The sequence below is a fragment of the uncultured Oscillibacter sp. genome (assembly GCF_947654275.1).
Classification (GTDB): Bacteria; Bacillota; Clostridia; order Oscillospirales; family Oscillospiraceae; genus Oscillibacter.
The window spans coordinates 39966-53757 of record NZ_CANTJS010000019.1 but is presented as its reverse complement, the minus strand read 5'-3'; the positions used below and the strand labels follow the sequence as shown (position 1 = coordinate 53757).

The window sequence follows — 13792 nt, the reverse complement described above, 5'->3', positions numbered from 1 at the left end:
GCCAAGCGTGTGTAGAGTTCACCGACTTCTTTCTCTGTCATGATCCCATTCTCCCTTTTTCTGAAAGTATATCAGAAAGAACAGGATTTGTACAGCTTTATTCCAATTCTATGGAGGAGGACTGATATCTGGTCGATTTTCTCGGATGTCTGGCCTTGTCATAATCCACATTGCACCGATGATCTTTTTCAAATTGAGTATCCAAGTACACTTTCATACCAACAATCGGAATATATTTCTTATTGGCAAGGAGCTTGTCCACGGCTGCCCTGGTCCACTTGGGGTTCCCCGTTGGGGAGGGAATGCTCTTTGCAAAGAGCATATCAACAATTTTTCCCAAGCTGGCTCCGACAAGATAGTATTCAAATATACTGCGGACAACATCTGCTCTTGCCTCATGGATGGTAATTTCCTCGCCAACCAAAACATAACCATATGGAAGTTTCATAATCGATTCCCTTTCTTAAACATAAATAAAAGCAGGTTTGAGAGATAACCAATCTCCTCAAATCTGCTTGCTGACACCTATGATATGTAATTGTAGCTAATTTTAAGGTCCGATTTTAGCGCAATTTTACCAAGAATGGACAAAACCTGCGTATAACTATCGTTAAACACAGGCTTTGTCTACAATGTCTTTCGTTGACAAAAAAGATGTGTCGACATAGGCTTATGGCAAAGCTGTTTATTGTATTATTTACATTCAATTAGGAGGAGAGTCTTGCATTGTTAGCATGGTCATAAACTGTGCACAACAGTTCTACCTTTGCGGAATCCTTGCGTTCGTAAATGGAAGCATCCACGATGAACGCATTCCTTCGACTCTCTGAAGCTAATGGCTCGATGGTGCCGGTTATAATTTTGAAGGAAAGCAAGGTCGTAAAACGGTTACAGGCAATATGCATGGATTTTTTCATGCAACATACGTTACCCTTCCTAAATTCCAGTGCCTTTTCCGACTGGCATGTCCAGAAACATATTGCGGTTTCGGGAAATGAGGCAGAACAGGTAATGGATCAGCGTAACAATAGAGAAGCCCTGCTCTTTCTTTGTATGGGGTGTACGTTCTTCAAGATGTTGCTGATCTGATACTCCTTGAAAAAATTTTGAATCCTTGAGGGAAAACGCTTTTCATTTTCAACATCAAATGTTATACTGTTCATAGTATAGCCACCTTGTATGTGGCGTTTTTTAGCAGCTACATTATACCATACATCCTTGATGTAGCAAAAAGTCTGTGATACTTTAAGAAAGGAGATTTGTATGGTTCGCGAAATTAATCGGATAGAATGCGAGAATGGTATCAAATTACTTATGGCGCTACATGACGATGTGGTGATTGAAGTAGCTTTTTTCTACTATTGTGGGTCCGGAATGAATGGAACACATATTTGTATGCCATCTCAGGTTGGCTGTCCTGTAGGTTGCCATTTTTGTGCAACAACACATGCCGTCCTCCCCTACATACGGAATATGACAGGGGAAGAGTTGATAGAGATTGTTTCATATGTTCTTAACATTTGTTCAATTAAAGGTGTGCATATTGATATTTTGAGCTTTTCAGGACATGGAGAACCTTTATTGAATTTGACCTCTGTTTCTCGGTGTGTTCAGCACTTCTCCGACATAATTGACCGCTTCTATATTACAACAGTAGGTATTCGCAATAATTTTGAAGATGCGCTAAGACTTTCTAACAACGTGCATTATTTTATTTCGCTGCACGGCTCATCTGATGCAGAGCGTCATCAAATTATTCCAGACCATCCTTCCATAGCGACAATGAATGATCTTAGGCAGTTTTCCCTGTCATTGCTGATGCGGGGATCCCAGGTAACGTTCAACTACATGTTAACACCCGATAATACATCGTTACAGTCTGCACAACGCCTTGCTGATTTCCTGTCATCTTTTTCCTCTGCGTCTGTTCGTTTCACTCCAGTGTTTCCTACAAGCATTTCCTCAAGCCATGTGGACGTAGATGGAAACAAGTTTGTTGCACAGTTTAAAGAATTAGTTGATCCCAAACGGATTAAATTCCGGTATTCTGTCCCAATGGGCAGTGAAATTGGTATTGCTTGTGGTCAAATGCGTGCAACTCACCTTAAGCAAACAGAAAGCGGAGGTCACATCAAGATTTTTTAGAAAACAGGGCTGCAGACTCCAGTATCAAGGAAGTCAAGTACCCGGAGGTATCTTTCACAATCGTTTCGAGATGTCACATGTTCCATTACTTTTTACTATCCCATTAGAATCGGCATTATGATGCATTATTTCCCGGATGATAACTCTGTCCTCGTGCTGGTTTGAGCTAGGCAACGGCACGTAGCTGGTACACAGTGGGCAACAGGAAGCACATTATCATAAAGCACTTAAAGGCTACCCCGGAGAATGCCTCTATTGTTGGTCGACCTCATTATCCGAAGCCTGCAAACAAATTTACGCATAACTCTTGACACTACCCATAGCTATAGTAATAATCTACACTTTAACAGAATAATATGCCTTGGGCTTATTCTTATCGCCCCAGCGAGCATCAGCGACCCATGCACCATCTGCTTTTTCACGCTTTCTGGTGTGGATAGTTAATTCGCGCTGAGGCAGGTCGATTTCTATCAAATTGTATTGAAGAGGAATACCGTCACCTCTACCTTTTTGTGGCGCACCTAACGTGCCCGCTCCAATCATTTTGATAGTATGGGAATCGTCAAAATCATAATGTTCTTTTGTTGCCTCATGAATATGGCCATGAAAACATGCTCCGTATCCCAAAATTGCCAAGGTATCCATAAAGGTCTTGTCTTCAATGGCTCCGTTACCTGAAATCGGATGATGCCATACAGCGAGTTTGATATAATCATCTCCTAGCTTCTCACCCACATTGTCCCCCAAAAGAGCATCTTCGTTAATTGAAGATGCTTTTCGATTTATGTGGTCGATTTTATTAGAAGAATTGAATCCTACAATATAAAGCTTATTTATATCGTCTTGGCATCGTTCAATCTGTTGAGAAAGTTCCATTGAAAAGTTCCGCCCAAATAGGGGAAAATAGAAGTATTTATTATAAGTTTCAAAACGCCTAATCCAATCCCCCTCGCGAAAAGTTTTTGTCGTTTCATCGTAAGCTTTTTTTGACAGTTCCCAATCGCAATCATGGTTACCTACAACAAAAATTACTTTATCAAGGCTCAGTCCAAACTCTGCTATTATATCCCGAAAAAACTGAAGCGCTATAGTGTATTGTTCTTCACACGGAAGATGACATATATCGCCGGAAACGATTAAATAATCTAAGCGTCTCAGACTCAGCTGATGATGCAAATCGATTTTTAGTCTCTGAAAGTGTCTCTTCATATCAACTAAATTAGTTAAATGCAAATCAGAGATATGTAACAGTTTTAAAGTGTCCTCACGCAGTATATCGCGCTTAATCTCCATATTAGATATCCCCCCATAACTGGTTATTTTTAAAGCCATTTCTAAAATGTTTCCCGCTTTTTGTACGTCTTCACAAATAGTTTGGATGTTTTTCTCTCTTGAAAGTCCGTTTCGGATGATCTGGAGAAACTCTTGTATTTCGATGCTCTCATGCAGTTTCAATAAAGACGAATTTGATTGCAACGATAAGAAAGTGTTGATTCCCAGCGTCCGAAAAATGCAGTCAATTTTCCACATATCATATATACTGTGACCTGAGGTTGAATTGCCATTCACGATGGAGTGAAACGGAATCTGCATATCTTGTGAGTTAAACACATCCAAGTAACTCTGATTCATTCTTTCGCGGATGCGTAGATCTCGAATAACTTTCCAAGGTATACCCCGTTCTAGCAATTCGTGCTCTACGACTTCCCAAAGGAAGACCTCATCAGAAATATCCTGAATAACAGATATAATCTCGTCAATAGTTGTTTGAGGAATTTCTAGGTTGGCACCAACCCGCTGGAGCTCTATTGTAAACATTTTCCTGCTGCTTAAACCAACCGATTCTTTTTTAGGAATCCTATACATCCAAATGCCATTTACTTGCTGGTAAATAGTATTGTCACAATAAGCAATTCGGTACTCATCGCAATATTGCATTGCCTGTGCATAGCGCTCCGCTTTCTTTTCTCGGAATTCGATCTCAGTGTTCTCACGCATATACTGGGCAAGATAACCATTCTCAATAAACTCGCGATTATGTGCGATAATTCGTCTGCAAATGGGGGATTCAAAACGGAAAGTGGGAGAAATAACGATTCTTTCACCTAACGGCATCAAGAAAATAAGGTTTCTCAGTTCCTCTTCAATTTTTTGCTCTATTTTTTTAGATATTTCTGGAGATTTATCTCCGAGGTTCATTGTATTTAAAAATTCTCTATCAAACCCATAATAAAAAATCATAATGTACCATCATCTTTCAGTCATCCCCGAAAAATGGTTTGAGCATAAATGAAGTTGCTCCATATGTCTCATTAATTTGATCTGAATGATAACGACTCTTGGCAATGCAATTAAATAATTCAGGGTTATCCTGACAGTGTTGGATTAGATTTGTCAATATTCTAGGTTTAAGGCCATACTGTTCGCATATCCTCTCTTTTTCTTGTGTGTTCATATATTCGACTACCGCACGTAGTGCAACCTTGTAATCCTGTTTGCTCCCATAGAAAAGCACAGCTTTTGATAGTGGAACTCGACTTTGGCAAGACTGACAGACGATGTAAGACTTTCTTCCAGATTTACTTTTTTCAACAGAAAAATTTCTACCATCATATGCCTTATGGTAATTTTCGCAACCTTCAGTCAAACAAGTGCAAAACTCCAACATTTTATAATAATTCTTTTGTGTTTCCCACTGGAACTCTTCACTCCAATACTCGCTATCAATGGTCATCTGTTGATAGGGGAGGAGATAAGGGTATCGCCGCACCAACTTTATACAAGAAGCCTCAGACAACTCAGTTTCCGAAAACGAATATGAGCTTGCAAGCGTTATAAGTTCTCTTTTAAGGTGTGCCAAGGAATTCGTCTTTTGTTTCCCGGTGCCCTCCCATTTAGGAGAGTCACTTGAAATAACGTATTTCTTCAAATCAACGGTCTTTTTATGATTGGGAACTAAGCGCAGATGATCAACTAACTCTTGACAATAAAATTCAAGCATCATATATACATCCGCCAACTCTTCACGGATATTTACGTAATCTTCTAAGCGCACAGCAAGTCGTAGCTCATCGGATTCCAGTCGGATATAGTTTCTGTAATTATGGAGAGATTGACTGCGCCCCCAGGAGCTTTCTTTCCTGACGACCCAGACATAGTATCTTAGCCACTCTATATTATCCCAGTTCATACAATACTACCCTCCATAATCAACTGAATTTGCTCTAAAAACCGCGTTTTAGACTTTTCAGTATAGTCATTGGTAAAAATACAATTAAATTGACCGGTTGCAATTAGTTCGTTAATTTCCGACAGCTCCCGCATTAAATACTGAAGACGTGTAAATGTTTCACTATCTTCAGTGTTTCTTCTTTTCAAAAAATAGCTTAAAGTGCAAATATCTACAGGTTGGACACAAATTGTATAATAGTGGGGACATATCGAATCCAATTGGTGAATTACGCTGTGGTGTAGTTCAATAAATTTGAGATTGGGCGATAGAATATCTTGAACAAAATATCCGTATATATGGGAATATACTTCGTTTATAAGACATAATTGATTTTCTTCTCTTAGGCTTTGTATCTTTTGTGTGCTGAAAAAATACCTGTCCACTCCATTCGACTCACCAATGCGGGGAGGTCGATCCGTAATAGGAACAATATTTGAAATATTTTGCAAATGTGTTATTGCATACTGAATTAAGGTACTCTTACCGGCTCCAGATACTCCACTGACAACAACTAATGACATGGAACTTCCTCCCGCACTGATAAATATAAAATTTATTTTATCATAGGAACTCAAACAAATAAAGAGGTACCTACAGTAGCTGGTAGTTCTGGAAGTTCAGCTTTGGCATCCAATATAATGTGTTATAGTTTTGCATCCAGAAGATTCACTGGAATATCGGTATGTCAATTTAATCAATGATATCATACAATCGGAAACAATCTACTTCATGTACAGGAATATAGTTTTGTAAAGGTTTCTGTAGTCTCTAATTTCTTTCTAAGTTATGATCACAATCTCTTTTTACAAGTATAGCAGAAAGAACGGAATTTGTACAGGCTCATTTCAAGAGAGGGGACCGATATCTGGCCGTCTTTCTCGGATGTCCGACTTTCTCATAATCCACATTACACCTATGATCCTTTTCAAATTGAGCATCCAAATATACTTTCATGCCAACGATTGGAATATATTTTTTGTTAGCGAGGAGTTTGTCCACGGCTGCCCTAGTCCATTTGGAGTTCCCTGTTGGGGAGGGAATGCCTTTTGCAAAAAGCATGTCAACAATCTTTCCCAAACTGGCACCGGCAAGATAATACTCGAATATGCTTTGGACAGTATCTGCCCTTTCCTTATGGATAACAATCTTTTCGCCATCTAAAACATAGCCATATGGAATTTTCATAGTAGCCTTACTTTCTAAAAACATAAACAAAAGCAGGTTTAAGAGAGAACCAATCTCCTTAAATCTGCCTACCAACACTTGCAATATGTGATTATAGCCAATTTTGAACCTCGGTTTTAGTGTAATTACTCCAAGAGAAGGCAAAACCTGCGTATAACTATCGTTAAACGCAGGCTTTGTCTACAATGGTCCGAGTGGCGAGACTTGAACTCACGACCCCTTGACCCCCAGTCAAGTGCGCTACCAACTGCGCTACACCCGGATATCTTGTGCTCACTCATGTCAGCCTGTGTATATTACCATACTTTTCTTGATAATGCAAGCCCTTTTTTCGGATTTTATAAAAAAATTTTTTAACCAGGGTTAGAGTATTGAACCGCCTTATTGGACCGGGCAATACTCCTGCCCTTATTTTATCCCGGAAACCCTTGTGCTGTCTGGCTTCCCGGCATTGATTCATCACCCATAAAAATGGACGTCCGATGCCCAAAAGCTGAAATCCAGAGTCAAATGAACCAAAATATCCGCAACAGCTTGCAGAAAGTCCTGGAAGTATATTGTGCCCTTTGGTCACTGTGAAGCATCAGAGACTGAGGGGAATTTCTATTTTGATACGCTTGCCGGAATGCTGATACAATCAAATATGTACGGTTCTTAGGGGATGGGTTATACAGCTTAGCAGGCTCCTGTAACTTCTCTTGCAGTGGTGCAGCTGCAGTACAGTTTACCTTCTGCAAAATTTCGATCGTTTACTCCAGCTTCTAAATCATCTTCTTCTTGTGGAGCTCCCGCCGGCTCACCGTATGTTCTGAATTTGTTATGTTTGCTGAGTAGGGTTTCATTCAAGAGTAGAATGTGCTTCTCCCAATACCTGTATTGGCGCAGATTTTGGCAACAGGCTCTCCAGTACGATAGCTGGATACTGAGACGGCGTCAATCCGGGTGCGCAAGACGGCTGGCGGAAAAGGTCTGCCGCGCCATGGTTCCAGACCGCCGGCCCCATCTCACAGTTGCGCCAGACTATTTCCCGGACTATAATAGAGTCCAATGGGGGTGAGGTAAGAAAGACATGGAGAGAAAAAAGAGAATCTATTGCGCTCTGGGGGGATTTCTCCTTGGGGTGCTGACGTCCTCCTTGATATGGTCGTATATTGCCCGGATACCCGCAGGCCAAGAGGGGGAAAGCCGGTCTGACGTCTCAGCGGAGGCTTCGGACGAAGCCCCGGATGTAAGTCCCCCTTCGGAGCTGGGTACATCCAGAGGGGAACCTGCCGGCAGCACTGCGCCCGAATCACCGGCCGATATCTGGAACAGCGCCGCCGTCTACACCGGAGGGGACACCGTCTGTTATCAAGGACGCCGGTACCGGGCCAAATGGTGGACCCAGGGAGAACAGCCCGGCGGCAGTGACGTATGGGAAGACCTGGGCATTCTGGACGGCCAAGTGGTCCAGCCGGAGGGCGTGGGCAGCGTTCCCATAGACGCCTCCGAGCCCAGGGACACAGCGCTGACCGATTTCAAGGTGGTGGGCTACTACCCCAGCTGGAAGCCGGACAAGCTCCGGTCCGTGGACTTCGGCGTGCTGACCCACGTCTGCTATGCCTTTGCCATTCCCACAGCGGAAGGCGGACTGCGGGCTCTGGAAAACCCGGAAGCTGCTGAGACGCTGATCCGTTCCGCCCATGAGAACGGGGCCAGGGTGCTGCTGTCGGTGGGAGGCTGGAGCTACAACGACGTTCCCCTGGAAAATGTGTTCATGGAGGCCGCCGCGGACGACGCCAAACGCCTGCGGCTGGCAGAAAGCATCCTTGCCATGTGCGAGGAATACGGCTTTGACGGGGTGGACATGGACTGGGAGCATCCCCGGGTGGACGGCGACAGCGCCAGACGGTATGAGGCCCTGATGCTGACCCTGTCTGAGCGGCTCCACGCTCAGGGCAAGCTCCTGACGGCGGCGGTACTCAGCGGAGCCACCGCGGATGGGAATATCTACTATGACGCCGCCGCCCACACCAACGCGGTTTTGAATGCTGTGGACTTCATCAATGTCATGGCCTACGACGGCGGAGACGGGGAGCGGCACTCCCAATATCAGTTTGCCGTAGACTGCGGAACCTACTGGAGGGAAACCCGGGGTCTGCCCGCCCACAAGGTGGTGCTGGGCGTGCCCTTCTATACCCGGCCCGGCTGGGCGGACTATGGGACTATTGTGGCCGCTGTTCCGGAGGCCTCCGCCCGGGACCATGTTCTGTATAACGGCATGGAAGTCTACTACAACGGCGTGGATACCATCGCGGAGAAAACCCGGTACGCCAGGGAACACCTGGGCGGGATTATGATCTGGGAGCTGACCCAGGATACCGCCGGCCGGGAGGAAAGCCTGCTGCAGACCATCGGAAATGCCTGCAAACAGCCTTAGATTGCCACAATAATCGAAAAAAACTTACAATGTCCAGGCACTGGCCGCTCTTTGGATTTCGATCTGCCTGCCGCCCCAAGACCAGCGGCCCACCTGCCGCCAGCCGGTCCTGTATTGGATATTTGAAAGAAATAAATCTATAGCACCCCTCATAATTGCTGCCAGCAGGCCGCCGAGGACGGCGGCCCCTACGCACCTCCGTAGGGGTCTGCCCCTGGCCTGCCCGTTTGTCGGGAATTTTGACGCTTGCTATTATAGAACCTGAAATAACTGCACCGCAAGAGAATCTGTCCTCCAACGGGCATAGTCCTTTAGAGGCAAACAAATGTGGGCTCCTTCCAGAGGGGACTGGTCAAACAAATCTGCGTGTCCTCCAACCAGATAGCGGGCGGCTTTAGCCGGCCCTATATCCGACTGCTGCCCATCTCTCACGAAAACGGATTCCGGGCGCGGGTAGAGCCTGACGTCAAGGGCAAAAGCAGCTCAGTTTCCCGCAAAGCGGTAAACATCTGTCAAGGTTCAGACCTGTTCAAGCTGTCTGGTGAGCGGGAACTGTATAAAGGCTTTGTTTTCTCAAAAATTGACTGCACCAAAGACGCTTTCCGGCGGACGTGCTGCAAAAGCTGCTCCCCCGCACCGGCCACGAGGTCACGGTGGCGGACCTGTAATACACGAACCGATACCAAAAAAACCCGCTGGAGCTCCAGCGGGTTTTTTGGTATATTTTGCTATGATCGGCCTTGTGACACCGGGCCCGGCGGATTTCGAAAACCGGCTATGCCTCCCTCAGGGGGACCGGCGCGCCGGCAAAGTCCGTCCGCTTCGCCCCGTTCCGCCGCTCGACAAACAGCAGCACTTCCCCCTTGCAGAGCGGGCAATCTAAAACCGCCTCCCCCGCCGGAGCCTCCAGCCGGGTCACTGCGCCGTAGTATTTCACGCTTCCCTTTGCGTCCAGCGCCATGGCGGAGAGGTACAGCCCCTGTCCCCAGGGGGCGTTTTTATAGGGGACGGTCAATCTCTTCCCCTCCCGCCGGGCGGGGCCCAGAACGAGGCCGGACAGGGCCGGGTCCAGCAGGGTCAGTTTCCATTCCCGGGGTCCCCGAAGAGGCGGAACCTTTGCCAGAGCCTGCGGATTCAGCTCCGCGCCAGCCGCTCCGCCAGAGCACGGAGCAGCGTCCCGGCACGGCGCTCCAGAACTGTTTCCTCCGTTGCCCCCAGATACCGCCGGCGGCGGGTAAACTCCGTTTTGGCCCAGAACAACAGGTCGTGCGCACAGCAGGGAACGCTCTCCGATTGCAGTGCATCCTCCGCCAGGTCCATCCAGACCCGCAGCCGTTCTTCATGGGCCAGATAATCCCGCCTCAGCTCTCCGTTCAAATCCATAGACTTCCCTCCCTGCTTCCATCATAACACGCTTTTCTGAAATACACCAGAATTTTCTCATTTATTTTTTTCATAAGGGAGATGATATATTAGAAAAAAACGAGACGGGGCGTGTGTATGAAGTTTGAAATCAAAAACACACAGCGCAAGGAGCCTGCTGTTTACAAAACGCTCTACCTGAAATGTTCTCTTGCGGAACGTCTGGAGCAAATCGCCGCTGAAAACAAAACCAGCTTCAACAACGTGGTTGTTTCCATGATTGAAAGCTGCTTAAAAGAAGAGGAATGAAAAGGACCGCCCACAGGCGGTCCTTTTTTCAGAGGCTGGAACATACCGGATACCGGCGGCGCAGGAGGGGGCTGCCGTCCGGCAGGGTCCCCAGCCAGATATATTCGTGTTTCCCCGCCGCCCTGAGCCGCAAATCAGCCCCCAGGAACACCGAGGGCTGAGAGAAAAACAGCATAGGACTTCCCCCTCAGTTCCGCAGGCTGTGAAGCGGCGCGGGAATCCGGCCGCCCCGGCTGATGAATCCGGCGGAGGACTCCGGGTGCACCGGCATCACCGGGGCGCTGCCCAGCAGGCCCCCCATCTCGATGGTGTCCCCCACGGTCTTGCCGGGGGTGGGGAGGATGCGGACGGCGGTGGTCTTGTTGTTCACCATGCCGATGGCCGCCTCGTCGGCAATGATGGCGGAAATGGTCTCCGCCGGGGTATCCCCGGGGACGGCGATCATGTCCAGGCCAACGGAGCAGACGCAGGTCATGGCCTCCAGCTTGTCCAGGCACAGCGTTCCCCGGCGGGCGGCGGCAATCATGCCCTCGTCCTCGCTGACGGGGATGAAGGCCCCGGAGAGGCCGCCGACGCTGGAGGAGGCCATGACGCCGCCCTTCTTCACCGCGTCGTTGAGCATGGCCAGGGCGGCAGTGGTGCCGTGGGTGCCGCAGACCTCAAGGCCCAGCTCCTCCAGAATCCGGGCCACGCTGTCCCCGATAGCGGGGGTGGGGGCCAGGCTCAGGTCCACAATGCCGAAGGGCGTGTCCAGCCTCCGGCTGGCCTCCTGGGCCACCAGCTGGCCCATCCGGGTCACCCGGAAGGCGGTCTTCTTAATGGTCTCCGCCGCCACGTCCAGAGGCTGGCCCCTGACGGACTTAAGGGCGTGATAGACAACGCCGGGGCCGGAGACCCCCACGTTGATGACCTTCTCCGCCTCCCCCGCGCCGTGGAAGGCCCCGGCCATAAAGGGGTTGTCCTCCACGGCGTTGCAGAACACCACCAGCTTGGCGCAGCCCAGGCCGTCCCGGTCCGCCGTGGCGGCGGCAGTCTCCTTGATTACCCGGCCCATCAGCGCCACCGCGTCCATGTTAATGCCGGCCCGGGTGGAACCCACATTGACGGAGGAGCATACCAGCTCCGTCCGGGCCAGGGCCTCGGGAATGGAGCGGATGAGTCTTTCATCGGCCTTGGTCATGCCCTTCTGGACCAGGGCGGAATATCCGCCGATGAAGTTCACGCCGCAGCTCCGGGCCGCCCGGTCCAGCGCCAGGGCGAAGGGCACGTAGTCCTCCGTCTCGCTGGCCCCGGCCACCATGGCCATGGGGGTGACGGAAATACGCTTGTTGACAATGGGGATGCCGAATTCATCCTCAATGTCCTGGCCTGTTTTCACCAGCTTTTCGGCGCAGCGGCAGATTTTTTCATAGACCTTCTCACAGGCCCGCCCGGGGTCCGGGTCGCAGCAGCTGAGAAGGGAGATACCCATGGTGATGGTGCGGATGTCCAGGTGCTGCTGGTCGATCATCTCGACGGTGGAGAGGATTTCCTTCTGATTCAGCATCAAAGTCCCTCCTTAAATGTGGTGCATGGCGTCAAAAATTTCCTCCCGCTGGATGCGGATGGAAAGACCCATCTCCGCCCCCAGCTCATTGAGGGACTGCCCCAGCTCCCCGAAGGAGGCGGCGGAGGCGCTGACGTCCACCGCCATGACCATGGTGAACGCGCCCTGCAGAATGGTCTGGGAAATATCCAGAATGTTAACGTTATGTCCGGCCAGCCGGTTGCACACGGCGGCAATGATGCCCACCCGGTCCTGACCTACGACGGTGACGATGGCGTTCATAAAAAATCCTCCCATTTTTTAAGAGTGAAGTGTTGAGAGTGGAGATTCAGATGACGAACATCTTCACTCTCCACTCTTCACTCTCCACTCTGTTTTCAGATTTCGTCAAAGAACTTGTCGTGGATGGCCTTCACGGCCCGGTTCACGTCCTCCTCGTCCAGCAGGACGGAGACCCGGATTTCCGAGGTGTTGATCATCTGGATGTTGACGCCGGCCTCGTAGAGGGCCTCGAACATCTTGGCCGCCACGCCGCAGTTGCTCATGAGACCCGCGCCCACGATGGACACCTTTCCGATTTTGTCGTCGGACTCGATGTGGTCGAAGCGCAGAGCCTCCCTGTGCTCGTTGAGAATGGCCTCCACTTCCTCCTGGTCCTTTTTATGGATGGTAAAGGTAATATCCTTGGTGTCCTCCCGGCCGATGGACTGCAAAATCACGTCCACATTGATGTTGTGCTTGCTCAGCAGGTCAAAGACCTGGAAGGCGACGCCGGGGTTGTGCTGAAGACCCACCAGGGCCACCCGGGAGATGCTGGTGTCCTTGGCCACGCCGGCAATGTTGGTCTTTTCCACTTTGGTAACCTCCTTGACTTTCGTGCCCGGCTTGCGCTCCAGACTGGACACGACTTCCAAATTCACTCTGTACTTCTTCGCCAGCTCCACGCTGCGGTTGTGGAGCACCTGAGCGCCCTGGGACGCCAGCTCCAGCATCTCGTCATAGGTAATCTCGTCCAGCTTCCGCGCGCCGGGCACGATGCGGGGGTCCGTGGTATAGACGCCGTCCACATCGGTGTAAATCTGGCACAGGCCGGCCCGGAAGGCCGCCGCCAGCGCCACGGCGCTGGTGTCGGAGCCGCCCCGGCCCAGGGTGGTGACGTCCCCGGCCCTGTCCACGCCCTGGAAGCCGGTGACAATGACGATGCGGTGCTGGTCCAGCTCCGCCTGAACCCGCTCGGGGTCAATCTTCTTGATGCGGGCGTCGCTGTGGACGGCGGTGGACTGGATGCCCACCTGCCACGCCGCCAGGGACACGCAGGGCAGGCCCATAGCCTCCAGGGCCATGGCGCAGAGCGCCACGGAAATCTGCTCGCCGGTGGCCAGCAGCATATCCAGTTCCCGTTTGGAGGCATGGGGGTTGATCTCCGCCGCCTTGGCAAGGAGGTCGTCGGTGGTATCCCCCTGGGCGGACAGAACGACGATGACGTCGTTCCCCTTCATATAGGTCTCCGCAATGATTCGGGCGACATTTTGGATGCGCTGGGCATCCCTCACGGAGCTGCCGCCGAATTTCTGTACGATTAAACTCATGTGTC

At 49.5% G+C, this 13792-nt stretch carries 15 protein-coding genes and 1 tRNA gene; 4 read left to right on the top strand and 12 right to left on the bottom strand.

Annotated features, from left to right (window positions below; all coding sequences use genetic code 11):
* Nucleotides 1–97: 97 nt before the first annotated feature.
* Entirely contained in the window at nt 98–448 is a 351-nt protein-coding gene (locus Q0063_RS07040) for a recombinase family protein (RefSeq protein WP_297871265.1), read from the bottom strand.
* A 356-nt stretch (nt 449–804) separates the two neighbouring features.
* Between Q0063_RS07040 and Q0063_RS07035 the strand changes: the two genes are divergently transcribed.
* Both Q0063_RS07035 and Q0063_RS07030 read left to right on the top strand, forming a co-directional pair.
* Complete coding sequence (locus tag Q0063_RS07035) at nt 805–1089, top strand: hypothetical protein (protein WP_297871264.1); 285 nt, start codon at nt 805–807, stop codon at nt 1087–1089.
* Nucleotides 1090–1263: 174 nt separating this feature from the next.
* The gene (locus Q0063_RS07030) at nt 1264–2145 is read left to right on the top strand and encodes a radical SAM protein (RefSeq protein ID WP_297871263.1); all 882 of its coding nucleotides are present in this window, start codon (nt 1264–1266) and stop codon (nt 2143–2145) included.
* Between the two features lie 336 nt (nt 2146–2481).
* Here the strand turns inward: Q0063_RS07030 and Q0063_RS07025 are convergent, their stop codons facing one another.
* The 5 genes from Q0063_RS07025 to Q0063_RS07005 all read right to left on the bottom strand — a co-directional run bounded on the left by Q0063_RS07025 (nt 2482) and on the right by Q0063_RS07005 (nt 6824).
* On the bottom strand, nt 2482–4386 hold the full coding sequence (locus Q0063_RS07025) for a metallophosphoesterase (protein WP_297871262.1): 1905 nt from the start codon (nt 4384–4386) through the stop codon (nt 2482–2484).
* Between the two features lie 16 nt (nt 4387–4402).
* Entirely contained in the window at nt 4403–5335 is a 933-nt protein-coding gene (locus Q0063_RS07020) for a hypothetical protein (protein WP_297871261.1), read from the bottom strand.
* Nucleotides 5332–5898, bottom strand: coding sequence for a hypothetical protein (locus tag Q0063_RS07015; protein ID WP_297871260.1), 567 nt, complete (start codon nt 5896–5898; stop codon nt 5332–5334). The genes Q0063_RS07020 and Q0063_RS07015 overlap by 4 nt, the downstream gene beginning before the upstream one ends.
* 319 nt (nt 5899–6217) lie before the next feature.
* Nucleotides 6218–6562, bottom strand: coding sequence for a recombinase family protein (locus Q0063_RS07010; protein WP_297871259.1), 345 nt, complete (start codon nt 6560–6562; stop codon nt 6218–6220).
* A 186-nt stretch (nt 6563–6748) separates the two neighbouring features.
* Nucleotides 6749–6824: transfer RNA gene (locus tag Q0063_RS07005), tRNA-Pro, on the bottom strand.
* Nucleotides 6825–7631: 807 nt separating this feature from the next.
* On the opposite strand from Q0063_RS07005, the gene Q0063_RS07000 reads away from it, so the two are divergent.
* The gene (locus tag Q0063_RS07000; protein ID WP_297871258.1) at nt 7632–8981 is read left to right on the top strand and encodes a glycosyl hydrolase family 18 protein; all 1350 of its coding nucleotides are present in this window, start codon (nt 7632–7634) and stop codon (nt 8979–8981) included.
* Between the two features lie 775 nt (nt 8982–9756).
* On the opposite strand, the gene Q0063_RS06995 is transcribed toward Q0063_RS07000, so the two are convergent.
* Together Q0063_RS06995 and Q0063_RS06990 are read right to left on the bottom strand one after the other, a co-directional pair.
* Nucleotides 9757–9996, bottom strand: coding sequence for a hypothetical protein (locus Q0063_RS06995; protein ID WP_297871257.1), 240 nt, complete (start codon nt 9994–9996; stop codon nt 9757–9759).
* A 119-nt stretch (nt 9997–10115) separates the two neighbouring features.
* A complete protein-coding gene (locus tag Q0063_RS06990; protein ID WP_297871256.1) occupies nt 10116–10364 on the bottom strand; it encodes a hypothetical protein in 249 nt (82 codons plus the stop codon).
* Between the two features lie 117 nt (nt 10365–10481).
* Here Q0063_RS06990 and Q0063_RS06985 point away from each other — a divergent pair, with 117 nt between their 5' ends.
* The gene (locus tag Q0063_RS06985) at nt 10482–10652 is read left to right on the top strand and encodes a hypothetical protein (protein WP_297871255.1); all 171 of its coding nucleotides are present in this window, start codon (nt 10482–10484) and stop codon (nt 10650–10652) included.
* Nucleotides 10653–10680: 28 nt separating this feature from the next.
* On the opposite strand, the gene Q0063_RS06980 is transcribed toward Q0063_RS06985, so the two are convergent.
* From Q0063_RS06980 to Q0063_RS06965, 4 genes are all read right to left on the bottom strand, one after another.
* On the bottom strand, nt 10681–10827 hold the full coding sequence (locus tag Q0063_RS06980; protein ID WP_297871254.1) for a hypothetical protein: 147 nt from the start codon (nt 10825–10827) through the stop codon (nt 10681–10683).
* Nucleotides 10828–10839: 12 nt separating this feature from the next.
* Nucleotides 10840–12198: a PFL family protein gene (locus tag Q0063_RS06975; RefSeq protein ID WP_297871253.1), complete on the bottom strand. Its 1359-nt coding sequence runs from the start codon at nt 12196–12198 to the stop codon at nt 10840–10842.
* Nucleotides 12199–12210: 12 nt separating this feature from the next.
* A complete protein-coding gene (locus Q0063_RS06970; RefSeq protein ID WP_297871252.1) occupies nt 12211–12480 on the bottom strand; it encodes an ACT domain-containing protein in 270 nt (89 codons plus the stop codon).
* 95 nt (nt 12481–12575) lie between these two features.
* Nucleotides 12576–13787 (bottom strand): aspartate kinase, encoded by a 1212-nt coding sequence (locus Q0063_RS06965; protein WP_297871251.1) that lies wholly within the window; start codon nt 13785–13787, stop codon nt 12576–12578.
* Nucleotides 13788–13792 lie beyond the last annotated feature (5 nt).